The organism is Lentzea sokolovensis (assembly GCF_033949975.1).
GTDB lineage: Bacteria > Actinomycetota > Actinomycetes > Mycobacteriales > Pseudonocardiaceae > Lentzea > Lentzea sokolovensis.
Genome location: NZ_JAXAVU010000014.1, coordinates 109,330 through 132,218 on the forward strand (window position 1 = coordinate 109,330; position 22,889 = coordinate 132,218).

At 70.6% G+C, this 22,889-nt stretch carries 27 protein-coding genes; 10 read left to right on the plus strand and 17 right to left on the minus strand.

Features of this window, described 5'->3' with window-relative positions:
- Positions 1-3 precede the first annotated feature (3 nt).
- The 3 genes from SK854_RS34585 to SK854_RS34595 all read right to left on the minus strand — a co-directional run bounded on the left by SK854_RS34585 (position 4) and on the right by SK854_RS34595 (position 1,564).
- Positions 4-180 carry a hypothetical protein gene (locus SK854_RS34585; RefSeq protein ID WP_319979336.1) on the minus strand — a complete coding sequence of 59 codons (177 nt, stop codon included), beginning with the start codon at positions 178-180 and terminating at the stop codon, positions 4-6.
- Between the two features lie 68 nt (positions 181-248).
- On the minus strand, positions 249-869 hold the full coding sequence (locus tag SK854_RS34590; protein ID WP_319979337.1) for a CBS domain-containing protein: 621 nt from the start codon (positions 867-869) through the stop codon (positions 249-251).
- A gap of 8 nt (positions 870-877) precedes the next feature.
- Complete coding sequence (locus tag SK854_RS34595; protein ID WP_319979338.1) at positions 878-1,564, minus strand: CBS domain-containing protein; 687 nt, start codon at positions 1,562-1,564, stop codon at positions 878-880.
- Between the two features lie 163 nt (positions 1,565-1,727).
- On the opposite strand from SK854_RS34595, the gene SK854_RS34600 reads away from it, so the two are divergent.
- Both SK854_RS34600 and SK854_RS34605 read left to right on the plus strand, forming a co-directional pair.
- Positions 1,728-2,723 (plus strand): Acg family FMN-binding oxidoreductase, encoded by a 996-nt coding sequence (locus SK854_RS34600; RefSeq protein WP_319979339.1) that lies wholly within the window; start codon positions 1,728-1,730, stop codon positions 2,721-2,723.
- Positions 2,724-3,049: 326 nt separating this feature from the next.
- Entirely contained in the window at positions 3,050-3,544 is a 495-nt protein-coding gene (locus tag SK854_RS34605; RefSeq protein ID WP_319979340.1) for a flavodoxin domain-containing protein, read from the plus strand.
- Between the two features lie 4 nt (positions 3,545-3,548).
- On the opposite strand, the gene SK854_RS34610 is transcribed toward SK854_RS34605, so the two are convergent.
- Positions 3,549-3,851 carry an HPF/RaiA family ribosome-associated protein gene (locus SK854_RS34610; RefSeq protein WP_319979341.1) on the minus strand — a complete coding sequence of 101 codons (303 nt, stop codon included), beginning with the start codon at positions 3,849-3,851 and terminating at the stop codon, positions 3,549-3,551.
- A 148-nt stretch (positions 3,852-3,999) separates the two neighbouring features.
- Between SK854_RS34610 and SK854_RS34615 the strand changes: the two genes are divergently transcribed.
- Positions 4,000-4,332: a spore germination protein GerW family protein gene (locus SK854_RS34615; RefSeq protein ID WP_319979342.1), complete on the plus strand. Its 333-nt coding sequence runs from the start codon at positions 4,000-4,002 to the stop codon at positions 4,330-4,332.
- A 177-nt stretch (positions 4,333-4,509) separates the two neighbouring features.
- Positions 4,510-5,061, plus strand: a complete 552-nt coding sequence (locus tag SK854_RS34620) for a DoxX family membrane protein (protein WP_319979343.1) — start codon at positions 4,510-4,512, stop codon at positions 5,059-5,061.
- A 267-nt stretch (positions 5,062-5,328) separates the two neighbouring features.
- On the opposite strand, the gene SK854_RS34625 is transcribed toward SK854_RS34620, so the two are convergent.
- From SK854_RS34625 to SK854_RS34665, 9 genes are all read right to left on the minus strand, one after another.
- Positions 5,329-5,916 (minus strand): Rv1733c family protein, encoded by a 588-nt coding sequence (locus tag SK854_RS34625; RefSeq protein WP_319979344.1) that lies wholly within the window; start codon positions 5,914-5,916, stop codon positions 5,329-5,331.
- Between the two features lie 125 nt (positions 5,917-6,041).
- Entirely contained in the window at positions 6,042-6,833 is a 792-nt protein-coding gene (gene ppk2 / locus SK854_RS34630) for a polyphosphate kinase 2 (RefSeq protein ID WP_319979345.1), read from the minus strand.
- Entirely contained in the window at positions 6,833-9,358 is a 2,526-nt protein-coding gene (locus tag SK854_RS34635) for a cation-translocating P-type ATPase (RefSeq protein ID WP_319979346.1), read from the minus strand. Before SK854_RS34635 ends, ppk2 begins: the two co-directional genes overlap by 1 nt.
- Entirely contained in the window at positions 9,339-9,734 is a 396-nt protein-coding gene (locus SK854_RS34640) for a CBS domain-containing protein (RefSeq protein ID WP_319979347.1), read from the minus strand. Before SK854_RS34640 ends, SK854_RS34635 begins: the two co-directional genes overlap by 20 nt.
- Positions 9,731-10,180: a universal stress protein gene (locus SK854_RS34645; RefSeq protein ID WP_319979348.1), complete on the minus strand. Its 450-nt coding sequence runs from the start codon at positions 10,178-10,180 to the stop codon at positions 9,731-9,733. Before SK854_RS34645 ends, SK854_RS34640 begins: the two co-directional genes overlap by 4 nt.
- Positions 10,181-10,205: 25 nt before the next feature.
- Positions 10,206-12,782, minus strand: coding sequence for a bifunctional acetate--CoA ligase family protein/GNAT family N-acetyltransferase (locus SK854_RS34650; RefSeq protein ID WP_319979349.1), 2,577 nt, complete (start codon positions 12,780-12,782; stop codon positions 10,206-10,208).
- Complete coding sequence (locus SK854_RS34655) at positions 12,779-13,282, minus strand: universal stress protein (protein WP_319979350.1); 504 nt, start codon at positions 13,280-13,282, stop codon at positions 12,779-12,781. The genes SK854_RS34650 and SK854_RS34655 overlap by 4 nt, the downstream gene beginning before the upstream one ends.
- A gap of 77 nt (positions 13,283-13,359) precedes the next feature.
- Positions 13,360-14,574 (minus strand): MgtC/SapB family protein, encoded by a 1,215-nt coding sequence (locus SK854_RS34660; RefSeq protein ID WP_319979351.1) that lies wholly within the window; start codon positions 14,572-14,574, stop codon positions 13,360-13,362.
- Positions 14,575-14,578: 4 nt separating this feature from the next.
- Entirely contained in the window at positions 14,579-14,776 is a 198-nt protein-coding gene (locus SK854_RS34665) for a DUF1918 domain-containing protein (protein WP_319979352.1), read from the minus strand.
- Positions 14,777-14,931: 155 nt separating this feature from the next.
- On the opposite strand from SK854_RS34665, the gene SK854_RS34670 reads away from it, so the two are divergent.
- Entirely contained in the window at positions 14,932-15,378 is a 447-nt protein-coding gene (locus SK854_RS34670; RefSeq protein ID WP_319979353.1) for a universal stress protein, read from the plus strand.
- Positions 15,379-15,388: 10 nt separating this feature from the next.
- On the opposite strand, the gene SK854_RS34675 is transcribed toward SK854_RS34670, so the two are convergent.
- The 3 genes from SK854_RS34675 to SK854_RS34685 are packed head-to-tail and all read right to left on the minus strand — an operon-like array spanning position 15,389 to position 17,546.
- The gene (locus SK854_RS34675) at positions 15,389-16,264 is read right to left on the minus strand and encodes a universal stress protein (RefSeq protein WP_319979354.1); all 876 of its coding nucleotides are present in this window, start codon (positions 16,262-16,264) and stop codon (positions 15,389-15,391) included.
- On the minus strand, positions 16,261-16,827 hold the full coding sequence (locus SK854_RS34680) for a CBS domain-containing protein (protein ID WP_319979355.1): 567 nt from the start codon (positions 16,825-16,827) through the stop codon (positions 16,261-16,263). Before SK854_RS34680 ends, SK854_RS34675 begins: the two co-directional genes overlap by 4 nt.
- Before the next feature lie 26 nt (positions 16,828-16,853).
- The gene (locus SK854_RS34685) at positions 16,854-17,546 is read right to left on the minus strand and encodes a hypothetical protein (protein WP_319979356.1); all 693 of its coding nucleotides are present in this window, start codon (positions 17,544-17,546) and stop codon (positions 16,854-16,856) included.
- 65 nt (positions 17,547-17,611) lie between these two features.
- Between SK854_RS34685 and SK854_RS34690 the strand changes: the two genes are divergently transcribed.
- Positions 17,612-17,896, plus strand: coding sequence for an SHOCT domain-containing protein (locus SK854_RS34690; protein ID WP_319979357.1), 285 nt, complete (start codon positions 17,612-17,614; stop codon positions 17,894-17,896).
- Between the two features lie 77 nt (positions 17,897-17,973).
- Positions 17,974-18,630, plus strand: coding sequence for a response regulator transcription factor (locus SK854_RS34695; RefSeq protein WP_319979358.1), 657 nt, complete (start codon positions 17,974-17,976; stop codon positions 18,628-18,630).
- Between the two features lie 4 nt (positions 18,631-18,634).
- Here the strand turns inward: SK854_RS34695 and SK854_RS34700 are convergent, their stop codons facing one another.
- Complete coding sequence (locus SK854_RS34700) at positions 18,635-20,308, minus strand: sensor histidine kinase (RefSeq protein WP_319979359.1); 1,674 nt, start codon at positions 20,306-20,308, stop codon at positions 18,635-18,637.
- 139 nt (positions 20,309-20,447) lie between these two features.
- Between SK854_RS34700 and SK854_RS34705 the strand changes: the two genes are divergently transcribed.
- The 3 genes from SK854_RS34705 to SK854_RS34715 all read left to right on the plus strand — a co-directional run bounded on the left by SK854_RS34705 (position 20,448) and on the right by SK854_RS34715 (position 22,798).
- Positions 20,448-21,446: an Acg family FMN-binding oxidoreductase gene (locus tag SK854_RS34705; RefSeq protein ID WP_319979360.1), complete on the plus strand. Its 999-nt coding sequence runs from the start codon at positions 20,448-20,450 to the stop codon at positions 21,444-21,446.
- 106 nt (positions 21,447-21,552) lie between these two features.
- Entirely contained in the window at positions 21,553-22,245 is a 693-nt protein-coding gene (locus SK854_RS34710; protein ID WP_319979361.1) for a universal stress protein, read from the plus strand.
- Between the two features lie 67 nt (positions 22,246-22,312).
- Complete coding sequence (locus SK854_RS34715) at positions 22,313-22,798, plus strand: hypothetical protein (RefSeq protein ID WP_319979362.1); 486 nt, start codon at positions 22,313-22,315, stop codon at positions 22,796-22,798.
- The last annotated feature ends 91 nt before the right edge of the window (positions 22,799-22,889 follow it).

Here is a 22,889-nt window from a genome sequence, read left to right on the forward strand (position 1 = left end):
CGCTCAGCCCTCCTCGGGCGTGCGGACCGGCACCCCGTGTTCGGCCGCCAGGCGCCGCAGGTTGGCGAGATCCGCGGCGTGCACGTCCGCCGCGTACTCGTCCTGCTGCGCCACCGCTTGCCGCACTGCCTGTTCCGCCTGCTCGACGCGGATGAGCAGGCTGTCCACGAACTCGTTCACGGGACCACGACCTGTCGACTTGAAGAATTCTTCAATTCGACACTCTACAACTCCGTCAACACGAACGGTCAGCTCCCCGCGCGCACGGGTTCGGTGGTGAACTCGACGTCGGTCACGCCCGCGACCGCGCGGACCAGCACGTCGACCACGTGCCGTTCGGTGGCGCTGTTGCCCTTGTCCATGATGGACACCTTGCCGCCGTTCACCGCGACCTGCCACCGTTGCGCGCCACCGACCATGCCGAGCCGGTGGTGGATCTCGGCCTCGACGACCCAGTCCGCGCGGGTGATGGAGCGGAGCATGTCGCGGCGGGTCACGATGCCCGCGAGGTGGCCCTCGTGGACGACCGGCACGCTGCGCACACCCTGATCGAGCATCAGGCCGGCGACCTCGGCCAGGTCGGTGTTCGGGCTCACGGTCGCCGGGGACTTCGTCATCACGTCGGCGACCACGTCCGCGGGCGCGTGCCTGGCTTCGACGGGTTCGCCGTGCACCAGTCCCCTCGGATCCTGCGGCAGGCGATCTCGCAGCAGATCGGCCTCGCTGACCATGCCGACCAACGCTCCCAGGGCGTCGACCACGGGCAGGGCGGTGAAGCCGCGTTCGGCGATCAGCCGGGCCGCGTCACGCGCTGATGTGTCCTGTTCGACGACCACTACGTCCGTCGTCATCACGTCTCGAGTCCTCATGGCGCTCCTCAGCCGAAAATCTCGGTCTGGTGGGTGTGTGTGGTGTCGTTCCACTCGGGCAGCAGGTTGTTGTGCACGTCCACCACGCCCGGCAGCGCGCGGATCAGGTGTTCGGCGATCTCGACTTCGCTCTGCCGTTCCAACTTCCCCTGCACCGTCACCACGCCGTCGGTGACCGCGACGTAGAGGGAGTCGGGGTCCACCCACAGGATCCGGCCGAAGATCTCGTCGCGGATCGTCGTGCGCAGCTCGTCGTCCTCGCGCACGAAGAGCTTCAGCAGGTCGCGGCGGGACAGCACGCCGACGAGCGCGCCGTCGGAGTCCAGCACGAAGAGCCTGCGCACGCCGGCAACCGCCAGTTCGCGGGCGGCAGTGCTCGCGGCGAGGTCCGGCGCGATGCTCTTCACCGGCGACGTCATCACGTCGCGGGCGGTCACCCCGCTCGCCTGCTCCCAGCGGTGCTTCGTGGCGTGGCCCGCGAACAGACCGGGCACGTCTTCGGTGCCGCCGCGGAACTCCTCCTTGGGCATCAGGTCCGCTTCCGACACGACGCCGACAGGCCAGCCGCCGTCGAGCACGGGGACCGCACTGATCTTGTTGTCCTCCAGCAGCCGCACGAGGTCCTTGAACGAGCACTCGACGTCCGCGGTGATCACCTCACGTGTCATCAGCGAGGCGACTGTCGGTTCACGCATGACACCCTCCGGCGATCCTCGGTTCTTGTGTGACCAAGCCTCGTCGGTGGCGCAGCGACCAGACACCTGCCAAGGGCCCGGCCAGGCCGGGACGTAGTCCCCTCTTCAGCGGCCGCTCGTGCTGCGAGCTTCACAGCAGGACTTCAACGTGGAGGTGAGCGGGATGGACCGCGGTCAGCCCGACGAGACGACGGTACGAGCGGCGGTGGCGCTGGCCGGACGTGCGCCGTCCGTGCACAACTCCCAGCCGTGGCGCTGGGAGGCCGGTGCGCGCAGCCTGCACCTGTACGCCGACCGCACGCGCGGCCTGCCCGCGACGGATCCGCAGGGCGCCGACCTGGTCGTCAGCTGCGGAGCCGCGTTGCACCACCTCCGGGTCGGGCTCGCGGCGCTCGGCTGGCGCGCGAAGATCCACCGGCTGCCCAACCCGGCCCAGCCCGACCACCTCGCGGCGATCGAGTTCCAGCCGTTCGAACCAAGGGAGTCGCACGTCGCTCTCGCCGCCGCGATCCCGCGCAGGCGCAGCGACCGGCGCGCCTTCTCCTCCTGGCCCGCTCCCGACGAGATCCTCCAGCAACTCGTGAAGACCGCCCGCGCGGAAGGGGTGGACGCCCACGTCGTCACCGGCAAGGCGCACGACGAACTCCTGATCGCCACCGCCAAGGCGGCCGGCATCCAGGAAGCCGACCCGGCGTACCAGGCCGAGATCCGGCAGTGGAGCGGCGTGTATCCCGGTGCGTCGGCGGGGGTCCCCGCCGCGAACATCCCCGCGGGATCCCACCAGTACGGCGACCTCCGGATGCGCGAGTTCGCGCCGGGATCGTTGCTGCAGGGCGGTCCCAGCCTGCTCGGCGAGGACGCGGGAACGCTGCTCGTGCTGAGCACGTCGTCCGACGACGACCTGTCGCGGTTGCGGGCCGGGGAGGCGACCAGCGCGGTGCTGCTGGAAGCGACCGCTGCGGGTCTGGCGTCCTGCCCGCTCAGCCAGCCGCTGGAGGTCGTGGAGACCAGGGAGCTGGTGCGCGACGAGGTCCTCGACGGCGCTTCCTGCCCGCAGCTGGTGATACGCGTCGGCTGGGCCGCGTTCAACTCCGATCCGCTGCCCGCGACGCCCCGCCGTCCCGTCATCGACCTCCTCCGCGACCAGGAGCGGACCTGACCACCCGCATCCGTGACTTCGGCGAGGACGACGATCGGATCGGCCGAACGGCGGTTGTCGTCGCGGCAGACCCGTTGGCGCCAGAACCGGAATGCACCGCCGCACGGGGGCGGAAGGCCCTGTCGCGCGGGGAAACCCTTGAGGAGGCTGGAGAACGGCGGCGGCGCGCGGACGCAGATTGTCACGATCGAACCGAACCGCGTCGCCGCCCCTTCGGCGTCCTCCGATCTGGAGGAGTCCTCCCCCTGCCAAGAGAAACCGGCGTCCCGTCGCCACTGGGCACAAGGGCTCTGTCCACCCCTGATCACTGCAACGATGGTGGTGGCATGACCGAGATCCTCGTCGCCTACGCGACCAAGACGGGTGCCACCAAGGAAATCGCCGAAGCGATCGCCACGAGGATCCGCTCGGCGTCGCACGAAGTCGTCGTGCTGGACGCCGCGGACGTCGGCTCCGTCGAGCTCTTCAAGGCGGTCGTGCTCGGCAGCGCGCTGTACGCGGGCCGGTGGCGGCGGGAAGCGGTGAAGCTGCTGACCCGCAACGAGAAGCTCCTGCACGCCCGGCCGTTGTGGCTCTTCCACAGCGGCCCGCTCGGCACCGATCTCACCCCGTGGCGAGCGCCGCGCAAGGTGCGCGAGATCGCCGCTCGCATCGGTGCGGACGAACCCATCACCTTCGGCGGCAGGCTCACACCGGAGACCGCGACCGGCTTCATCGCCAGGAAGATGGCGCAGGGCCCGATGGCGGGCGACTTCCGGGACTGGGACGAGATCGAGCGCTGGGCGTACACGATCGCCGAGCGGCTCGTCGCGGCGCGCTGACTCCTCAGTTGTGCATCTTCAGCAACTGGCGGTGCAGGTGGTCCCGGACGGCGTCGACCGCCTCGGTGACGGTGTTCGCCTCCGCCCGCGCCACCACGCGGGTGCCGTTGACATCGAGGTTCGCGTGCACCTCGACTGTGCGCGGACCGGGATTCGCGATGCGGACGTGCGCGTAGTTCGTCGGTTCGGGTGCGAACCTGGCGAGGGGCGCGATTCGGTCGTGCGCGTACTGCTTGGCGTCCGGCGAGGTCTGGTCACCGGCGTCGACCACGACGTTGGCGATCTCCTGCTGTCCTGCGTGCTTCATCAGTTCTCCTTCAGCCCAGGTCCGGCCAGGCTGGTAGCGATGAGTGCCACCCGCACACCGTAGCCCGAGGCGGAGTCGAAGGACCCTGCCCGACGCGGTCCCGTTCACCGGATGCTGGATGCCGACGACCGACGAACCTGGAGCGATGATGAAGATCGAGGAACTGATCGCCAGCGTCAAGAACTCCGTGGAGGCGAAGCGGGTCTACGCCGAGCCGTACGAGCGCAACGGAGTGACCGTCATCGCCGCCGCGTCCATCTCGGGCGGCACCGGTGGTGGCTCTGGCCGCGACGAGAAGGGCCAGGAGGGCGAGGGCGGAGGGTTCGGGATCTCCGCGAAGCCGACCGGCGCCTACGTGATCAACGGAAACGACGTCCGGTGGGTGCCCGCGGTCGACGTGAACCGGCTGATCGCCACACTCGGCGCCGTCGCGGTCGCGGCGATCTTCGTGGCCGCCCGTTTCCTGAAGTCCCGCAGGTGATCGGGACGTTCACGCCGGAGGAAGTGAGCCTGCTGACCGCGACCTGCGTGGCAGCGCGGTCTTCCTGCGGCCGCCGCGGCAGGTCGTGACGTCCCGGCCGGGTCGGGACCAAGGGCCGCGTTCGCGGACGACCTTCCAGACAAGACTCGAACCAGAAGAACTTCCTGGGAGGTAAAGATGTCCGCTGTTCACGCTCCTGTCCGCACCCGAACCGGAACGAGTGCCGTGCCCCTCGCGGTGCTGCGCATCGTGACCGGGTTGCTGTTCCTCTGGGCGTTCGTCGACAAGGCGTTCGGTCTCGGCTACGCCACCCAGCCCAAGAACGCGTGGTTCTCGGGAGGCTCGCCCACGAACGGCTTCCTCAGCCGAGTCGCCGTCGGGCCGTTCGAGTCGCTGTTCCACGACATCGCCGGGGCCTGGTGGGCCGACCTGCTGTTCATGGCCGGTCTACTCGCGGTCGGTGTGGCGCTGGTGCTCGGCATCGGCATGCGGATCGCCGCCGTCAGCGGCACGCTGATGATGGCGCTCATGTGGGCCGCTGAATGGCCGCCGGCACAGCACACCTCGGCCGGCGAGCCGACGATGTCGACCAACCCGCTCATCGACTACCACGTCGTCTACGCCCTCGTGCTGATCGTCCTCGCGGCCACCGCGTCCGGCGTCACGTGGGGCCTGGCGCGCTGGTGGAACGGTCTGCCGGTGGTCAAGGCGAACCCTTGGCTGCGGTGAACAACGAGAGAAGTGACGGAGGGCGCCGCGGACCGCGGCGCCTTCTCTTTTCGTTCGTGCCAGACCGGTCTTCTTCACGGCCGCGGCCGCGTCGTGCGTCCGTGCCACCGCCTCTTCGGGCAGTGCCCGGTGGGCCGTGCCGGAAGCGTCCGGGACGCCGGCGGGCAACGGCGGTTCCGGGTGGACGAGGCGTGGTTCCGCACCCCGCCGAGCCGTCCCACACCGGCAACGACAGCGCTGGAACGTCCAACAGGAACGGTGACCGCCTCAACGCCCGGTCCAGTCCGGCGCGGTCAGCTCCCACTCGAGCTGCCACCAGCGCAGCCGAATCCTCATGCACGCGAACCTCACCAGTCCGTACAGCAGCGCCATCGCACCCGCGATCAGACCCCACAGCAGCAGTGCGCTGAAGATCGCGTTGAACGCGGCTCCCTGGTTCGTCATGGGAGGTTCGGTCGGCTCACCGCTCAGGTCGACCCAGATTCGCAGGGTCGTGCCGGCCTCGGCGCCGTAGGGCGCGCGAACGACGCCCTTCCGCGCAAGGCCACCGGGCAGGTGCCAGGTCGCGACGGCCTCGGTCGTCTCGATCAGCGCCTCGCTGCCGACGGCACCGTCCATCGAGGGCGCGGCCTCCGCCAGCACGGCGTCCACCTGGATCCGGCTCTTCTGCTCGGCCCCGACGCGCGACACGTGCGTCGCGTAGATCTCCGAGCCGACCGCTCCGGCCACCGGGACGGCGAGCAGCGCCACCACGACCCCCAGTGCGAGTACACCACCCTCGATCCGGTCGCCGAACGTGGCGAGCGGATTGTGTCCGGGGAAGGCCCGGCGGACAAGTCGGGAAACAGCGGTCATGGTCCACCTCCACCCCCGAGACTTCCGGGTGAAGGCGGTGAACCCCAGGGACCTTGGTCTCGTCACCGATGAGCCCCTGGTCTCGAAGAAACGAGAGTCTCGGCGCGGGGCTTCCGCTACGACGTTCAGACGAGCTTGGCGGCGTGATCCGGCACTTCTCGCTGCAGGGCGCGGGCCGTGCGCTGGTAGCCGCTGGACGGTGGCCGCGCCGGCAGCTTGATCTTCGGCGCCGTGACCTCGTGGTAGTCGATCGTGCCGAGCAGGTGGGCGATCATGTTGATCCGCGCCCGTCGCTTGTCGTCGCCCTCGACCGCGTACCAGGGTGATTCGGCGATGTCGGTGTGCACCATCATCTCGTCCTTGGCGCGGGAGTAGTCCTCCCAGCGCGTCAGCGACTCGAGGTCCATCGGCGAGAGCTTCCAGCGCTTCAGAGGATCGTCCAGGCGCTTGCGGAAGCGGCGTTCCTGCTCGGCGTCGCTGACCGAGAACCAGTACTTGCGCAGCAGGACGCCGTCCTCGACGAGCATCCGTTCGAACTGCGGGCACTGCCGGAGGAACAGCCTGTGCTCCTCCGGCGTGCAGTAGCCCATCACGCGTTCGACGCCGGCGCGGTTGTACCAGCTGCGGTCCAGCAGCACGATCTCGCCCGCCGCCGGCAGATGTGCCGTGTAGCGCTGGAAGTACCACTGGGTGCGTTCGCGTTCGCTGGGTGCGGGCAGGGCCACGATGCGGGCGACGCGCGGGTTGAGGTGCTCGGTGATCCGTTTGATCGCCGAGCCCTTGCCCGCCGCGTCCCGGCCCTCGAACGCCACCACGAGCCGGGCGCCGGTGGCCTTCACCCACTCCTGCAGCTTCACCAGCTCGGTCTGCAGCCGGAGCAGCTCCTGCTCGTACACCTCGCGACCCAGCTTGGCCATCAACTGCCTTTCCCGTGACGCTGCCGCCACTTCTCCAGCTCCACGACGACGTACGCCGCCGCACTCAGCATGAAGACCACCAGCCAGGGCTGCCACCCGAGCGGTTCGGTGTGGAACAGCTCGTTCATGAACGGCACGTAGGTCAGCAGCAGCTGCAGCCCCACGGTCACGCCCACGCCCACCCACAGCCACCGGTTCGGCCCGGTGCTCGGCCGCCACTTCTCCAGCGAGCGGCAGTTGACCAGGTAGGCGATCTGGGCGCCGACGAAGACGTTCACCGCCACCGTCCGCGCGGCCTCCAGCGTGGCACCCGATGCGAGCTGCCAGCGGAACGCGCCGAACGAGCACGCGAGCAGGATCGCCGAGACGAACACGATCCGGCCGACGAGCCGCCGGGTCAGCAGTGGAAGCGACGGCGGCAGGGGTGGGCGGCTCATCACGTCGGCCTCGCGCGGTTCGAACGCGAGCGTCAGTCCCAACGCGACGGCTGTGGTCATGTTGATCCACAGGATCTGCACCGGCAGGATCGGCAGTGCCGTGCCGAGCAGGATCGCCGTCAGGATCACCAGGCCTTCGGCCATGTTGGTGGGCAGCGTCCAGATGATGAACTTGCGCAGGTTGTCGAAGACCGCGCGGCCCTCCTCGACCGCGGCGCGGATCGAGGCGAAGTTGTCGTCGGTCAGCACCATGTCGGCGGCCTGCTTGGCGACCTCGGTGCCGCCCTTGCCCATCGCCACGCCGATGTCCGCGCGGCGCAACGCGGGTGCGTCGTTCACGCCGTCGCCGGTCATCGCGACGACGTCACCGCCGGCCTGGATCTCCTTGACCAGCCTCAGCTTCTCCTCGGGTGCGACGCGGGCGTGCACCTCGGTGATGCCGAACTCCTCCGCGATGGCACGGGCGGTGGCCGGATGGTCGCCGGTGATCATCCTGACCTCGATGCCCGCGGCCTGACAGGCGCGCACGGCTTCGATCGCCTCGGGCCGCGCCGGGTCGTGCATCGCGACCAGGCCGAGCAGGACCACGTTGCCCCGCAGGCATTCCTCGGTCAGCTCCACGCCTGCCGCGCGTCCGACGGCCAGGACCCGCAGGCCGGCGGCGGCCAGTTGTTCGGCTTCGGCGCACTTGTCCTGCCCGGCGAGTGCCAGGATCCGTTCGACCGCGCCCTTGACGTAGACCACGTCGTTGGCGTGCCGGGTCGCCATGAACATCCGTTCCGAGTTGAACGGCAACACGTCCACCCGGTCGGGTACGTCGCTGTGGTCGAGCCCGGCCTTGTGCGCCGCCACGACGAGCGCGGCCTCGGTCGGATCACCGATCGGGAGCCAGCGTCCACCGTCCTCGACGATCCGGGCGTCGTTGCACGCGAGGCCCGCCAGCAGGCACTCACGCAGCACAGGGGTGACTTCAGGCGTGATAGCCCCGGTCGGCTCGTACCCGATGCCGGACAGGTCGTGCCGTGCACCTCCTGCGACGACCGTGTTGACCGTCATCGCGTTGGCGGTGAGCGTTCCCGTCTTGTCCGTGCAGATCACCGTGGTGCTGCCCAACGTCTCGACGGCGGGCAACCTGCGGATGATCGCGTTGCGCTTCGCCATCCGCGCCACCCCGATCGCCAGCGTCACGGTGACCGCGGCGGGCAGGCCTTCCGGGATCGCGCCCACGGCAAGAGCGACGGCCGCGGTGACCATCTCCGCGAGTGGTTCGCCACGTAGCACGCCCACAACGACGCTGAACGCCGCGAGGCCGAGGATCACCACGGTCAGGATCTGGCTGAAGCGCGTGAGTTTGCGGGTCAGCGGGGTCTGCACGGTGGTGGTCGTGCTGACCAGACGGTGCACGCGGCCGATCTCGGTGTCCGCGGCGGTCCCGATCACGACACCGCGCCCGCCCCCCGCGGTCACGAGCGTGCCGGAGTAGGCCATGTTGGTCCGGTCGGCCAGCGCGGTGTCCGAGGGCAACTCCACCGGACTCTTCGCCACCGGCAGGGACTCGCCGGTCAGCGCCGACTCGTCGACGCGCAACTCCTTCGTGGCGACGAGCCGGAGATCCGCGCCGACCTGGTCGCCCGCCTCCAGCACGACCAGGTCGCCCGGCACGAGCTCCGCGGACGGAACGCGTGCGGTGAGACCGTCGCGCACGACGGTCACCTCCGTGCGCACCATCGCCGTCAAGGCGTCCAGGGCACGTTCGGCACGGGCCTCCTGGATGAACCCGATGACGGCGTTGACCACGACGACGGCGAACACCACGGAGGCGTCCACGACCTCGCCCAGGGCCGCGGTGATGCCCGCGGCCACCAGCAGCACGTAGATGAGCGGGTGGTGCAGCTGTCCGAGCAGCCGCACCACCCAGCTCTGGCCGCGCACGGCGGCCAGCTCGTTCGGCCCGTGCGCGGCCAGCCGGTCCCGCCACTGGGTGGTGGTGAGTCCGGCTGCCTCGTCGGTCTCCGCCATCAGGACGACCTCGGCCACCGGCAGTCCGTGGTGGACGACGTCCTCGCGGTCAGCCGTGCTCAGCGGCATGGCCCACTCGCAGGTGCGGGTCGTCGTGGCTCATGGCGCGCAGCACGTCGAGCCGGGTGACCACGCCGATGACCCGGCCGTCGTCGAGCACCGGCACGCAGAGCACCTCGTAGCGGGTCATCGCCTCGAAGAGCGTCGCCACGTCGAACTCCGCCCCGACCGTCAGCGCGGGCTGCGTCATGACCTGCTCGACCTTGGGCGAGCCGCCCTCACCGCCGCGGCAACCGACTTTGGTCACCACGGCGACGAACATGTTCCCGTCGACGACGGGCAGCATCGTCAGGCCGAAGTCGTCCATCAGCCCTTCGGCGTAGCGGGTGAAGTCACGCGGTCCGACCGTGACGAGGGGACGGACCATCGCGTCGACGGCCTTCATCGCGTGGTCTCCGCGAGCTCACGGTCGTTCACCGGGATGACGACGATCGGCGCGTGTGCGTGCCGTACGACGTGCGTGCTCGTCGAGCCCAGGACGATCTGGCGGATCCGGTGTCCGGTGTGCGAGGCGACGACCAGCATCGCGGCGCCCTCCGAGGCCTTCTCGAGCGTCTCCGCCGCGTCGCCGCGCAGGCTCGTGCGGACGATCTCGGGCAGGTCCTGGCGCTGCTCCGACGCCTTCCGCACCGCCTTCTCGATCAACGCCTCCGACTCGGCCCGCACGCGCTGTTCGGTGGTCTCGGTCCAGTCGGCGAGCGCCTCGAAGGTCCAGGCGTGGACGACGTGCAGCGGGCATCCGCGCACGACCGCCTCGTCCAGTGCCCACTCCAGCGCTCGGTCCGACGCGGGCGTTCCGTCGATGCCCACCACGATCGGCTTGGTGCTCATGGCTCTTCTCCTCTGGTTCGCGTTGTCAGGTGGTGCGCAGGCGGCGCAGGAACGGATCGGTGTGCCGGGCAGGTGCGACGCGGACTCGTGCGTCGACGACCACGCATCCCTTGTCCGTCAGCACCAGGGGGTTGATGTCGAGCTCGACGATCTCGGGCAGTGCGCCGGCCAGTTCGGCGACTCGGAGCAGCACTTCCCGGACGGCGTCCTCGTCGGTGCCGGCGAGCACGTGGCCCGCGGTGCGGAAGCCGTGCAGCAGGTCGTCCGCGTCCGCTGTGGACAGTGGCGCGAGTGCCGCGGCGCGGTCGTCGAGCAGATCGGTGTCCACGCCGCCGAGGCCCGTGACCACGAGTGGTCCGAACTTCTCGTCGGTGACGACACCGACCAGCAGCTCCCGGCCGCCGGACGCCATCGGTTGCACGAACACGCCGCGCAGCCGGTCGCCGAAGCGTTCCTGGAACGCGCGGAAGGCTTCCGCCACACCGCCCGAGTCGGTGACATTGAGTTCCACGCCGCCTCCCTTGCTCTTGTGCAGCAGGTCGTCGGCCACCGCCTTGAGCGCGACCGGGGCGTCGTAGGCCAGTTGCGCCGCCACCGCGTGTTCCACGGTCGTCGCGAGCGTTCCGCCCAGCACCGGGAGCCCGAACGTGGTCAGCAGCGCCATCACCTCGTCCGGAGGCAGCCAGCCCTCTTCCCCGGCCACGATCGACTTCGCGGCGTCGAGGTCGATCCGGTTCAGGCGGGCGAACTCCCTCGGGCGGGCCAGCCAGTCCGCGCGCTCGACCAGCCGGGCCAGTGCCGCGGCGGCTCGAGCGGGTTCGGCGTAGCAGGGCACGTCACCCGCGAGCCGTTCGGTTTGGCCGGTGCGCACCGCGAGCACGGGTTTGCCGTCGACGTCGTGCACGCCGCCGGTGGGGTCGCCGAGTGCGGTCGGCACCGTCACGGTGATCACGGAGTCGACCGCCGGGTCCGCGCCGATGATGTCGAGGCAGCGGGCGAAGGTCTTCTCGTCGACGACAGCGGTGGTGTCGACCGGGTTCTGCAGGCTGGCCGTCTGAGGAACGAGCTGTGCCAGCGCCTTGCGCGTCCCCTCACCGAGTGTGGCCATGTGCAGGCCTTGGCGTACGCAGGCGTCCGCGGCCAGCACGCCGAGCCCTCCGGCGTTGCTGAGCACTGCCACCGACCGTCCATTCGGGAGCGGCTGCCGGCTCAGGGCCATCACGGCGTCGGTCAGTTCGGGCACGCTGTCGACCGCGATCACGCCCGCCTGCCGGAACAGCGCGTCCCTGGTGACCGACGGCGTCGCGGTCGAGGCGGTGTGCGAGGCGGCGGCGCGCTGGCCGGCTTCGCTGGTGGCGGCGCGGATGGCGAGGACCGGTTTGGTCGCGGCGACGCGGCGGGCGATGCGGGCGAACTTGCGCGGGTTGCCGAAGGATTCGAGGTACAGCGCGATGATGTGAGTGTCCTGGTCGTGTTCCCACCACATCAGCAGGTCGTTGCTGCTGATGTCGAGCTTGTCGCCGGTGGAGACGAGGGTCGACAGGCCGAGACCGAGGCGGCGCAGCTCTTCCTGCACGCCGATCGCGATGCCGCCGGACTGGGTGATCAGCCCGATGTGGCCCGGGAGCGTGCTGTGCGCCGCGAAGGTCGCGTTCATCCGCACACCGGGCGAACTGGTCGACACACCGAGGCAGTTCGGCCCGACGAGCCGCATGCCGTGCGCACGAACCGCGTTCAGCAGCTCCTCCGCGTCGACACCGGACGAGATGACGACCAAGGCCCGCACACCGCGACGACCGCATTCCTCGGCGACGGCGGGAACGGCCTTCGCCGGCACGCACAGCACCGCCAGTTCGGGTGCCTCCGGCAGGTCGTTCACCGAGCCGTGGCAGTCGACGCCAGCCACGGACTTCGCGTGCGGGTTGACCGCGTACAGGTCGCCGGTGAAGCCGCCCTCGACGAGGTTGCGCAGGACCGCGTGGCCCACCGAGTCCGGTGAACGGCCGGCGCCGATCACGGCGATCGAGCCGGGCCGCAGCACGTGCGTCAGGCTGGCGACGTCGGCGCGCGACTCCCGTTCGCTCATCACGTCGAGGTAGTGGTCGCCGGGCTCGAGGACGAGCTCGACGTAGATGACCTCGCCGTCGGGCACGATCGAGGTGACGAGCCCCATGCTCGTGAACACGCGCAGCATCCGGCCGTTGATCGTGAGCACGTCGGCGGTGAACCGCCGCACCCCGCGGCCGCGTGCCAGCGACGCCAGGTGCTCCAGCAGCAGGGTGCCGACACCGTGGACCTGCTCGGCGTGCGACACGACCAGTGCGACCTCCGCGAAGTCCGTCTGCCGCACCACCACGTAGCTCGCCGCCCCCAGCAGCCGGCCGTCGCGGTAGGCGCCGAGCACCACGTGGTGCGGGGCGGCCGGCGAGACCATCCGCTCGACGAAGTCCTCCAACTGCCGCGGCGACGTGCTGAAGAACCTGAGGTACTGGTCCTCGATCGGCAGTTCGTGGTGCAGCGCGAGCAGCGCCGGGACGTCGCCCGGCCCCAGCTCGCGCACCGTGACGACCGAGCCGTCCGTCAGCAACGCCGCCGCGTTCACAGCAGCGGTCCGGGCGTCAGCGGTGCGGCCGCGGCAACGAGCGCGTGCTCCTTCTTGACCTTCGGCTGCCGGATCACGACGACCGGGCACGCGGCGTGGTGCACGCAGTACGAGCTGACCGAGCCGAGGACGACCTCGACGACCGTGTTGTGCCCGCGGCTGCCGACGACGAGCAGCTCCGCTTCCTCGGACGCCTTGGTGAGCGCGTCCCTGGGGTCGCCCTCGACCAAAATCCGGCGGATCTCCACGCCCTCGAACCCGTGCACCGCACCATCGAGCGCCTTCTGCGCCGACTCCTTCATCGCCTGCGGCGACATCGCCATCAGAACCTCGGCGGGCACGGGGCCGATCATCCCGCCGTAGTACGGGTGCCACGCGGAAATCACGTCGACCGGGCATCCGCGCCGCCGGGCGTCCTCGACGGCCCACTGCAACGCCGCCTGCGAGGCGGGTGATCCATCGACTCCGACCACCACGGGCCGGGACTCCTTCTCGCTCATGTGCTCCAGCCTCGCGGTCCGCGCCGCGGCCGGTGAGTGCCCGCGGTCCCGCGCCGTCCGGGACCTTCGTCCCCGGTCTACCAGGCCATGCCCAGCCCGACCGCGACGACCGCGGGCGCGAGCCACGCGGCGAGCCTCAGCGCGAACCGCGGTCCGCCGGCCACCGTGGCCAGCACGAGTTTCACGACGGTGTTCGTGGCCAGCGCGGCACCGCACGCCAGCACCGCGATGTGCACCGAAATCGACTGTGGCGCAAGCGACGCGGCCGCGATCGCCGCGGCGTGCGCGTCCGCCAGGCCGCCCAGAGCGCCGGCAGCCACCACTCCCCCGCCGCCGAGCCACTCCGCTGCCGCACGGGTGACCACCAGGAACAGCACGAGGATCGCGGCCAGTGACAGCGCCGCCTTCACCGACATCGGCCTGCTCACCACGGGCTCGTCGTTCTCCGCTTCGGCAGGCTTGGTGCGCCAGACGAGCCACGCCACCTCGGCCAGCAGCACCAGCGCCCCCGCTCCGATCGCGGGCAGAAGTCTCAGCGCGACAGACGGACTCGCGATGGCGGTCACCGCGACGATCTGCGCCAAAGTGGCCAGGTTGACCGCCACCGCACCCGGAAAAGCCGCCGCACCAACGGTTCGGTGCTTGCGCGCCATCACCGCGGTGGTCGCCGAGCCGGAGACGAAGCCACCGGCGAACCCGGTGACCAGCAGGCCCCAGCGCTCGCCGAACGCCCGCGCCGCCACGTAGCCCGCCCAGCCGATCACCGTGACGGCGATGACAAGCCACCACACGCGTGCGGGGTTCAGCACCCCGTACGGGCCGAGGGGCCGGTTGGGCAACAACGGCAGCACGACGAACGCGACGACGAACAGGATCATCGCGTCGCGCACGTCCTGATCACTCACCACCTTGCGGGCGAACCGGTGCAACGGCCGTTTGGCCGCCAGCAACGCGGCAGCCGCCACACCCACCGGCACCGCGAGCTCGGGCCGATGCCAGGCGAGCGCGCCCAGCAGGAACGTGGCGATGGCGGCGATCTCGGTCGTGGCACCCGGCTCGGAGGTGCGCAGGTACCAGGTGATGACGAGCGCGGCGACCGCACCGAGCGCGACGGCGACGGCGACGGGTGACAGCGCGGCGCTGATCGCTCCGGCCAGCGCGATCAGCGGGAACGTCCGCGAGCCCGCGGGCCTGGTCGAGTCGTCGGCGTTGTCGTGCTCACGTTCCACGCCCAGCAGCAACCCGATCGCGAGCGCCGTCGCGAGGTGGCCGAGTGCGACAGCGGTGTCCACCGGCTCAGCCCGCGCGCAGGCGCGCGGCCTCTTCCTCGGCCGTGACGACGTGCGTGTCCGGGCCGGGGAACACCAGTGCCTCGTGCTCGGTGTCCAGCCACCGCACGAGGTAGGGAGGTCTGCCCTCCGCGTGCTTGACCGCCGTGACCTGTCCGCGCCGGCCGCTGGGCTCCACCAGCCAGTCGCCCCTCTTCACCTTCATGACGTCCTCCTTTCGATCCGTTCGCTCCGTGCGATCAAGAGTTCGTCACGCGCGTGCCCGTCAGCAGTGCGGATGGGCTCACCTGGCTCGTGACGTTGGTCCCTGCCAGCGGTCGCTCCAGAGCCGCACGCTGGTTCCGAGTGATGGGAGCAGCCATGAGGACACCTGTGATCCTGGTCGGCGTCGACGGTTCGACGGAGTCGCGCGCGGCGTTGCGGTGGGCGTTGGAAGAGGCGGCGCACCGGGGTGCCAGGGTGGAGGCGATGCTGGCCTACCAGCAGGAGCCCGTGGTGGTGCCGGCCGTGCCGATGGGCCTCAACCCGTACGGCGAGATGCCCCGACGGCACCCGGCGCGCGAACTCCACGCCACCGTGCAGCAGGTGCGCACGACGATGTTCAACGCACCGGACGTCGCCGAGTGCGTCGTGGTCGGCGATGCGGCGGACCACCTGGTCGAGGCCTCGAAGCACGCCGAACTGCTCGTGATCGGCACGCGAGGACGCGGAGCCGTCCGCGAATTCCTCGCGCACGGCGTCGCCGCGAACTGCCTGCGTCACGCCGGATGCCCGGTCGTGGTCATTCCTCCGACCACGACCGGCTGAAGTACGCGGCCTAGTCGGGCCGCACGACCGCCAACGGGCACGGCGCGTTGTAGACGAGTGCCTGACTCGTCGAGCCGAGCAGCATCCCGGTGAACCCGCCGTGCCCGTGGCTACCCACCACCACGAGCTGAGCCTCAGCCCCGTACCGCATCAGCGCCCGCACGGGCCGATCGCGCACGACCACCGGGTGCACCTGCACGTCCGGGTACTTCTCCTGCCACCCGGCGAGGCGTTGCGCCAGCAGCCTGCGTTCGTCGGCCTCCACCTGGCCCCAGTCCACGGTGAACCGCGACGAGCTGTACGCGCTCTCGACCATGAAGTCGGTCCAGCACATCACGACGGTCAGCTGGGCACCGCGCACAGACGCCGTCTCGAAGGCGAACGCCAACGCGGCCTCACTCGTCGGGGAGCCGTCGACACCGACGACAACAGGCCCATCGGGCACGGACGTGCCGCGCACCACGACTACAGGACTCTTGCCGTGTGCCGCCAGCGCCAGGGCGGTGGAGCCGACGATCATGCCGGTCACCGTGCCCAGGCCCTGCGAGCCGACCACGACGAGGCGCGCGGACTTCGACTCCTCGATCAGCAAGGCGGTGGAACCGCAGCACGCGATCTCGGTGGTCACCTCGACGCCGGGCGCCGCCGCCCGCGCGGCCGCGGTGGCCTCGTCCAGCTTGTCGCGGCCCAACTGCTCGATCGCCTGGCGGATCTCGTTGCCGGTCAGGATGATCTCGGGATAGCCGCGGGTCGGCAGCACGTAGGCGTGCACGAGCCGCAACGGCACCTTGTGCCGCGCACACTCCCGCGCGGCCCAGGCCACGGCGAGCAGGGCGGAGGTGGAGCCGTCGACGCCGGCCACGATCGGGGCGGATGGGGCTTTCATCGTTGTCCTCCAGTCAGAACACGGGCGCGGCGCACTCCCGGCACAGCGTCGGCGAGTGCGACGAGGACCCGTTCGGTGTCCTCGTCGGTGGTCGCGGCGCCGATGACGGCCTCGCCGTCGACGACGCTGACCGTCCACTTGCGACCGCCGCCGTACATGTCGAGCACGCGCTGGACTTCCGCGGCCACCGTCGTGTCGGCCCTGGCGATCACCCTCACCAGATCGCGGCGGGTGACCACGCCGATCACGGTCGAGCCGTCGACGATCGGGACGCACCGCCGCCGGTCGTCGATCATCACGCGCGCGAGCACCTCGGCCGGCGCGGCGGCGTCCATCGCGACGGCGGGGGTGGTCATCACGTCGGCGACCGCGGTGCCGGTCTCCTCGAGGTACTTGCCGCGCACCAGGTCGGCCTCGGTGATGATGCCGACGAGGCGCTTGTCGTCGTCGACGACGGGCAGCGCGGTGAACCCGTGCGAGACCATCAGCGCGGCCGCGCCCTTGAGCGGCACGGCCGGCGTCACGGTGATCACCGGGCTGGTCATGATGTCGCGAGCACGCATGGCGGAACTCCCTTCCGGCTTCAACGCTAGGAATCGGAACGACCGGCGGACGCTGCCGTAGGTCCCGTGCCGACCGGGCCCTTCGCACCGACGATCGCCACCGCCTGCGGAAAGCCGGCGAGCTCGTGCCGCTCGATCAGGCCCGCCCGCCACTCCCGCCGGTGCACCAGGTGGACCACCGGCCGGACGGCCACACCCGCACTGCGTCCCGCCAGCACCGCGGCCTGCAGGGCCGCACCGCCCCGGACGTGGTCAGGGCGCCGGTCGCCGGTGGTGATCACGACGAGTTCGTGGTCGTTCAGGGAGCGCAGCTCCGTCCCTGCCCAGTGGCTCGCCCACCCGAGCGCATGAGCGTCACCGGCACCGGACGCGTCGGCGAGGCGGATCGCCCGGTGCAGGTCGAGATCCTGCGGGTCCGGTGGCTCGCGGCGGTCCGCCCGGACGACGGCGAGCACGCCGGGGCTGGCCTGGTCGGTCGGGAACACGACGTGCGGATGCCACCCTGCGTAGCGGATGGCCAGCACGACGTGTTCCAGGGCGGCTCCGCACGAGAGCAGCCGGTCGAAGCCGAGCGGGTCGTGCCCGGACCGCTGGCCTGTCTCGAAGAGGTAGGCCGAACGGCCGTGCAGCTCCAGCGCCCACGGGCGGTCCGCGCTGTACACGGGCGCTTTGACGGCTGCCTCGACGATCTCCGCGGACTCCGCTGGGTTCCATCGCATGCCCCGACGATTCCGCCGCGGCACACCGCGCGGACAGAGCGGACGTGCTCCCCCGGATCGGGCACTTGGACTCTCCGCGCGGCCGGGTCACCGGGAAGAACCTGGACACGACGACGGAGGCGATGACGATGACCTGGTACTACGGCACCCCGATGGGCTGGGGCGGGTTCTCGATGATGGCGCTGACCATGCTGGTGTTCTGGGGCGGCCTGGTCGCCCTGGTGGTCGTGCTGCTGCGCCGGGCCCCGCACACCGGCTCGGAGACCCGCATACTGAGGGAGCGGCTGGCCCGGGGTGACATCGACACCGAGGAGTTCGACCGGATCCGGAGGACGCTCGATTCCCGGTGACAGGGTCTTTGGTCCCTGTGTGCCGCCGGTCAGCTGAGAGATCGTGATCGCGGAACGATCGAGAGAGGGTGGTTGCGGTGGTGTCGCGAGTCTTCCTGGTGGACGACCACGAGATCGTCAGGGTCGGCATCAGGGAACTGCTCAGCGCCTCCCCTGACCTGGAGGTCGTGGGCGAGGCCGCCTCGGTGACCGAGGCGCTCACGATGGTCCCGGCGACCAACCCCGACGTGGCGGTGCTCGACGTGCGGCTGCCCGACGGCAACGGCATCGAGCTGTGCCGCGAGCTGATGTCCCGGATGCCGGACCTCAAATGCCTGATGCTCACGTCGTTCACCGACGACGAGGCGCTGTTCGACGCGATCATGGCCGGTGCGTCCGGGTTCGTGCTCAAGCGCATCCTCGGCACCGACCTCACCACGGCGGTGAAGACCGTCGCGGCCGGACAGTCCCTACTGGACGCCCGGTCCACGGCCGCGCTGCTCAACCGCATCCGCCGCGAACGAGAGCAGGGCGACCCCGTCCGCGCGCTCACCGAGCAGGAGCGGACCGTGTTCGACCACATCGGCGACGGCCTGACGAACCGGCAGATCGCGGACAAGATGTTCCTCGCGGAGAAGACCGTGAAGAACTACGTCTCGCACCTGCTCGCGAAGCTCGGTCTCGAACGTCGCACCCAGGCCGCCGTGCTGGCCTCACAGCTGCGCAAGCCCACCCACGACAACGAAACCGGCTGACCCGTCAGTCCAGCGGAACCCGCCACGTCACCCGAGTACCGCCACCGGGTTCTTCGCTGACGGTGAGCACGCCGTTCAGCTCGGCCGCGCGCTGCTCCAGGTTGCGCAGACCGCTGCGGGCGACGTCGGCAGGCATGCCCAGACCGTTGTCGACCATCGAGATGATCAGCGCGTCGCCCGCCTCGACAGTGAGCGTCAGTTCCGTGGCGTGTGCGTGGCGCAGCGCGTTGCTCACGGTCTCGCGCACCACCGCCTCGGCGTGCTCCCCGATGTAGTCGGGCACGAGGCTGTCGATGGTGCCCGACATCCGCACGGCCGGACTCAGTTCGCCGTCCTCGGTGAGTTCGGCGACGGCGTTGAGCAGCCTGCGCCGCAGACCGGTGTCACCGGAGTCCGCCTGCAGGTCGAAGATCGACGTGCGGATCTCCAGCACCGTCTGGTCGAGCTGGACGACCGCCTTCGTCACCCGCCTGCGCGCCTCCGGATGCGTCACCCACGTCAACGCGCCCTGCAGGCTCATCCCGGTGGCGAACAACCGCTGGATCACGTGGTCGTGCAGGTCACGGGCGATCCGGTCGCGGTCCTCCAGCACGTCCACCAGGCGTTTGGCGCTCTGGTTCTCCGCGAACTCGATCGCGACCACCGCCTGGTCGGCGAACGAGGCCAGCAGCGGCATCAGGTCCGCGCCGAACGGGGCAGCGTCCTTGTCCCGGACCGCGAGCAGGACACCGGTGACCGCCGAGCCGGCCCGCAGCGGCAGCACCACCGCGGCTCCCGTCCGCGCGGGCAGGTCGCCGAGCTGGCCGTCCACCTCCTCGACCAGCGCCGGAGCGGCCGTCTCCAGCACCTGTGCGAGCACTGGCGCGTCGGCGGCGAAGGTGTCGGGAACAGCCTCGTCTCCCGCGTGCGCCGCCCTGCGGAGTTCCTTCCCGTCCCGCAACAGCACCGCCGCCCACGACGCCGACGCCAGCTCCACGGTGCGCTGGCCGATCAGCCGCAACGCGTCCTCGGCGGTGGCGCCGCCGAGGAGCTGGGCGTTGATCTCCGCCGTCGCCTCCAGCCACCGCTCGCGCATCCGCGAGCGTTCGAACAGGCGGGCGTTCTCCACCGCGACACCGGCCGCCGCGGCCAGCGCCGCCAGCACGACCTCGTCGTCGGCGGTGAAGTCGCCGTCGCCGATCTTCTCGGTCATGTAGAGGTTGCCGAAGATCTCGTCGCGCACCCGCACGGGCACGCCGAGAAAGCTGTGCATCGGCGGATGGTTGGCCGGGAAGCCGACCGACGCCACGTGCTCGCTCAGGTCGTGCAACCGGATCGCCCTCGGATCCTTGATCAGCAGGCCGAGCAGGCCCTTGCCCTCGGGCAGATGTCCCATGTGCGCACGGGTCTCCGGGGCGATGCCGACGTAGACGAACTGCGAGAGGTTGTTGTGCGAACCGAGGACGCCCAGCGCGCCGTAGCGGGCTCCGACGAGCTCCACCGCGGCCTGGACGATGCGCTGCAGGGTGGAGTCCAGCTCCAGACCGGCCCCGACCGCGAGGACCGCGTCGAGCAGGCTCTGCATCTTGTCCCGCGTTGACCCGATCTCGGCGAGCCGGTCGCGCATCTCGTCGAGCAGATCGTCCAAGCGCAGCCCACCGAGCAGACTGCGTACCGGTGGGTCCTGCGGGTCGGCCATGGATCAAGCCTGTCACGAGGTCGTGGCGACGCCAAGCGGTCCCTGCCAGGTCGGGACCTTCGACGGTGGGGCCGCTCGGCGGTTGCGCAGACAGTGGGGCGATCAGGACTTCGAACGGCAACACGACGGGGTGAAGGACATGGCCGAGGTGACCGCGGCGCTGGGACTGGGGCCCGAGCAGGTCGGGCGGGTGCTGACGGCCGCCTCGCTCGCGCCTTCGGTGCACAACACCCAGCCCTGGCGCTTCCGCGTCCGGTCAGACCGCATCGAGTTGCACCCGGACACCTCCCGCAGGCTGCGGGCGACCGATCCCGAGGATCGCGAACTCCGGCTGTCGTGCGGCGCGGCGCTGTACAACATGCGGCTGGCGTTGCAGGACATGGGAGTGCGCCCGCTCGTCACGATGCTGCCAGGTCAGGACGCACCCGGCGCGCTCGCCGTCGTGCGCAAGGGCGGCACGGTCAAGCCCGACGCGGAGAACCGCGCGCTGCTCGACGCCGTTCCCCACCGGCGCACCAACCGCCACCCGTTCCACGACGCCCCTGTCGACCCTCGCCAGCGGCACTCCCTGGTGCGGGCGGCCGAGCTGGAACGCTCGTGGCTGCACGTGGTCACGACCCCTGAAGACCGGGCCCAGCTCAAGCGATTCGTCCAGCAGGCGCACCAGATCCAGCTGGACGACGGGGCCGTGCAGGCGGAGCTGGCGGCCTTCACCGGCCACCGGCCGCACGCCGTGGACGGCGTGCCACCCGCGTCGGCGGGGATCCGGCCGGAGCTGCAGGACGAGTGGACTTTCCGCGACTTCCAGGGCCCCGAACGCCATCCCGGCAAGGACTACGAGTCCGACCCGCTCGTCGTGGTCCTCTGCTCGCACTACGACGGTCCGCTCGGCGAACTGCAGGCAGGCCAGGCGCTGCAACGCGTGCTGCTCACCGCGACCACGCACGGGCTTTCCGCGTCGTTCCTGTCCCAGCCGGTCGAGGTGCGGCGGATCCGCGAAGACCTGCGGCGCTCCCTCGGCGGCACGCTCGTCCCGCAGACCGTGCTGCGCGTGGGATTCAGCACGCCGGTCCCGGCCACGCCGCGACGGCCGGTGGCCGAGCTCCTGCTGAACGCGAAGGATCGCGCGGAGTGCTGAGGCGTCCACGTCGCGTGACCGGCCCCGCGGCGCTGGGACTTTGGTCCCGGCCGGACGGACCCTTCCCGCCCTGCTCCAGACGGACGCCGCGAACCATTGTCGACCCATGGAACCAGTCGTGATCATCCAGGACGGCGCCCGGCGTGACGAGGCCGTGCTGCGGTGGGCCGCCGCCTACGCCCAGCTCACCGGCACAGGCCTTGAGATCCGCCGTCCGCAGGACGACTTCCGCGCCCAACTGGTGGTCGTCGGGTACCGGGGCCGAAGAACCTCGGCGCCGGGGCTGGGTGGCCACGTCCTGCCGCTACTGGCCTCGACGCGCTGCGACACGGTCGTCGTACGCGGTACGCCCGAGGCCGTCGACGCCCGGCACCGCCACGTCACGGTGCTGGTCAGCGGCGGCCCCGGTGACCGGCGGGTGCTGCGTCACGCCGCGGACTTCGCCCTGCGGCGTGACGCGGCACTGCGGGTCCTCCACGCCGCGCCGGAACTCCCTGTCCGGGACGGCGTCGACACGGACGACACGTACGTGCTCGCGCGTGCTGCCGCGACGCTCGACGGGTTCAGGCACCATGCCGTGCTCGTCCGCGCGCAGCCGCACGAAGCGATCGCGCGGTGCACGGACACAGACCTCATCGTCGTCGGTTCCGGTGACACGCATGAGAGCGGTACCGTCACAAGAGCCTCGCTCCATCACGCGCCGTGCCCCGTTCTCGTGGTGCACCAACCGGTTCTGGAGGCACGCCATCGCCGTACCGCCATCCCCGCTCCTCGCCGACCGGTTCGCCTCCAGGCCTGAGTTCGGCCGCACCGACCACGTGCTGGTCGACGCGAATCCCGCAGCCACGTGGAATTCCTTGCGGAAGTTGGATCTCACCGAGCTGCGCGGCGGTGTCGCGGGGTTCGCGGTGTGGTTCCGCGAGGCGCCGGAGCGTTGGCGTGCGCGCGATCGTGGTCCCGCTCGTGAACGCACTCGCCTGACGTGGAGCGACCTCGACGCCGGCACGGACTGGATGATCCTCGGCGAGAACCCCGGCCACGAGATCGTCCTCGGCGCGGTCGGCAAGTTCTGGCGGCCGGTGGTGAAGTGGGTTCCGTGCGAGCCCCGTGACTTCCCCGACTTCGCCACACCGGGTTTCGGCAAGGTCGTGTGGTCGTTCACCGCGCACCCCTACGGCGAACGCCGCACGTTGCTCTCGTCCGAGATTCGCGTGACGCTCACCGATCCCCAGGCATGGCTCAGCTTCCGCCGCTACTGGCGGATCAGCACGCCGGCCGTGCGGATCATCAGCCGTGCGGTGCTGCGCACGATCAAGCACAACGCCGAGACCGGCGGCGCAACAGGTCCTTAGGTCCTCCGGCGTCGGGGACCACGTGCTCTGCGCCGCGCCCGCCGGTCCGGGAAGTCTGGGATCGACGAACCGGCGAGAATTGAGGAGCGAG

What these genes read in the sequence shown, in the direction of transcription:
- SK854_RS34590 (WP_319979337.1), bottom strand. Translation starts at nt 869, where the DNA reads ATGAGGACTCGAGACGTGATGACGACGGACGTAGTGGTCGTCGAACAG.
- SK854_RS34595 (WP_319979338.1), bottom strand. Translation starts at nt 1,564, where the DNA reads ATGCGTGAACCGACAGTCGCCTCGCTGATGACACGTGAGGTGATCACC.
- SK854_RS34600 (WP_319979339.1), top strand. Translation starts at nt 1,728, where the DNA reads ATGGACCGCGGTCAGCCCGACGAGACGACGGTACGAGCGGCGGTGGCG.
- SK854_RS34605 (WP_319979340.1), top strand. Translation starts at nt 3,050, where the DNA reads ATGACCGAGATCCTCGTCGCCTACGCGACCAAGACGGGTGCCACCAAG.
- SK854_RS34610 (WP_319979341.1), bottom strand. Translation starts at nt 3,851, where the DNA reads ATGAAGCACGCAGGACAGCAGGAGATCGCCAACGTCGTGGTCGACGCC.
- SK854_RS34615 (WP_319979342.1), top strand. Translation starts at nt 4,000, where the DNA reads ATGAAGATCGAGGAACTGATCGCCAGCGTCAAGAACTCCGTGGAGGCG.
- SK854_RS34620 (WP_319979343.1), top strand. Translation starts at nt 4,510, where the DNA reads ATGTCCGCTGTTCACGCTCCTGTCCGCACCCGAACCGGAACGAGTGCC.
- SK854_RS34625 (WP_319979344.1), bottom strand. Translation starts at nt 5,916, where the DNA reads ATGACCGCTGTTTCCCGACTTGTCCGCCGGGCCTTCCCCGGACACAAT.
- ppk2 (WP_319979345.1), bottom strand. Translation starts at nt 6,833, where the DNA reads ATGGCCAAGCTGGGTCGCGAGGTGTACGAGCAGGAGCTGCTCCGGCTG.
- SK854_RS34635 (WP_319979346.1), bottom strand. Translation starts at nt 9,358, where the DNA reads ATGCCGCTGAGCACGGCTGACCGCGAGGACGTCGTCCACCACGGACTG.
- SK854_RS34640 (WP_319979347.1), bottom strand. Translation starts at nt 9,734, where the DNA reads ATGAAGGCCGTCGACGCGATGGTCCGTCCCCTCGTCACGGTCGGACCG.
- SK854_RS34645 (WP_319979348.1), bottom strand. Translation starts at nt 10,180, where the DNA reads ATGAGCACCAAGCCGATCGTGGTGGGCATCGACGGAACGCCCGCGTCG.
- SK854_RS34655 (WP_319979350.1), bottom strand. Translation starts at nt 13,282, where the DNA reads ATGAGCGAGAAGGAGTCCCGGCCCGTGGTGGTCGGAGTCGATGGATCA.
- SK854_RS34665 (WP_319979352.1), bottom strand. Translation starts at nt 14,776, where the DNA reads ATGAAGGTGAAGAGGGGCGACTGGCTGGTGGAGCCCAGCGGCCGGCGC.
- SK854_RS34670 (WP_319979353.1), top strand. Translation starts at nt 14,932, where the DNA reads ATGAGGACACCTGTGATCCTGGTCGGCGTCGACGGTTCGACGGAGTCG.
- SK854_RS34675 (WP_319979354.1), bottom strand. Translation starts at nt 16,264, where the DNA reads ATGAAAGCCCCATCCGCCCCGATCGTGGCCGGCGTCGACGGCTCCACC.
- SK854_RS34680 (WP_319979355.1), bottom strand. Translation starts at nt 16,827, where the DNA reads ATGCGTGCTCGCGACATCATGACCAGCCCGGTGATCACCGTGACGCCG.
- SK854_RS34685 (WP_319979356.1), bottom strand. Translation starts at nt 17,546, where the DNA reads ATGCGATGGAACCCAGCGGAGTCCGCGGAGATCGTCGAGGCAGCCGTC.
- SK854_RS34700 (WP_319979359.1), bottom strand. Translation starts at nt 20,308, where the DNA reads ATGGCCGACCCGCAGGACCCACCGGTACGCAGTCTGCTCGGTGGGCTG.
- SK854_RS34705 (WP_319979360.1), top strand. Translation starts at nt 20,448, where the DNA reads ATGGCCGAGGTGACCGCGGCGCTGGGACTGGGGCCCGAGCAGGTCGGG.
- SK854_RS34710 (WP_319979361.1), top strand. Translation starts at nt 21,553, where the DNA reads ATGGAACCAGTCGTGATCATCCAGGACGGCGCCCGGCGTGACGAGGCC.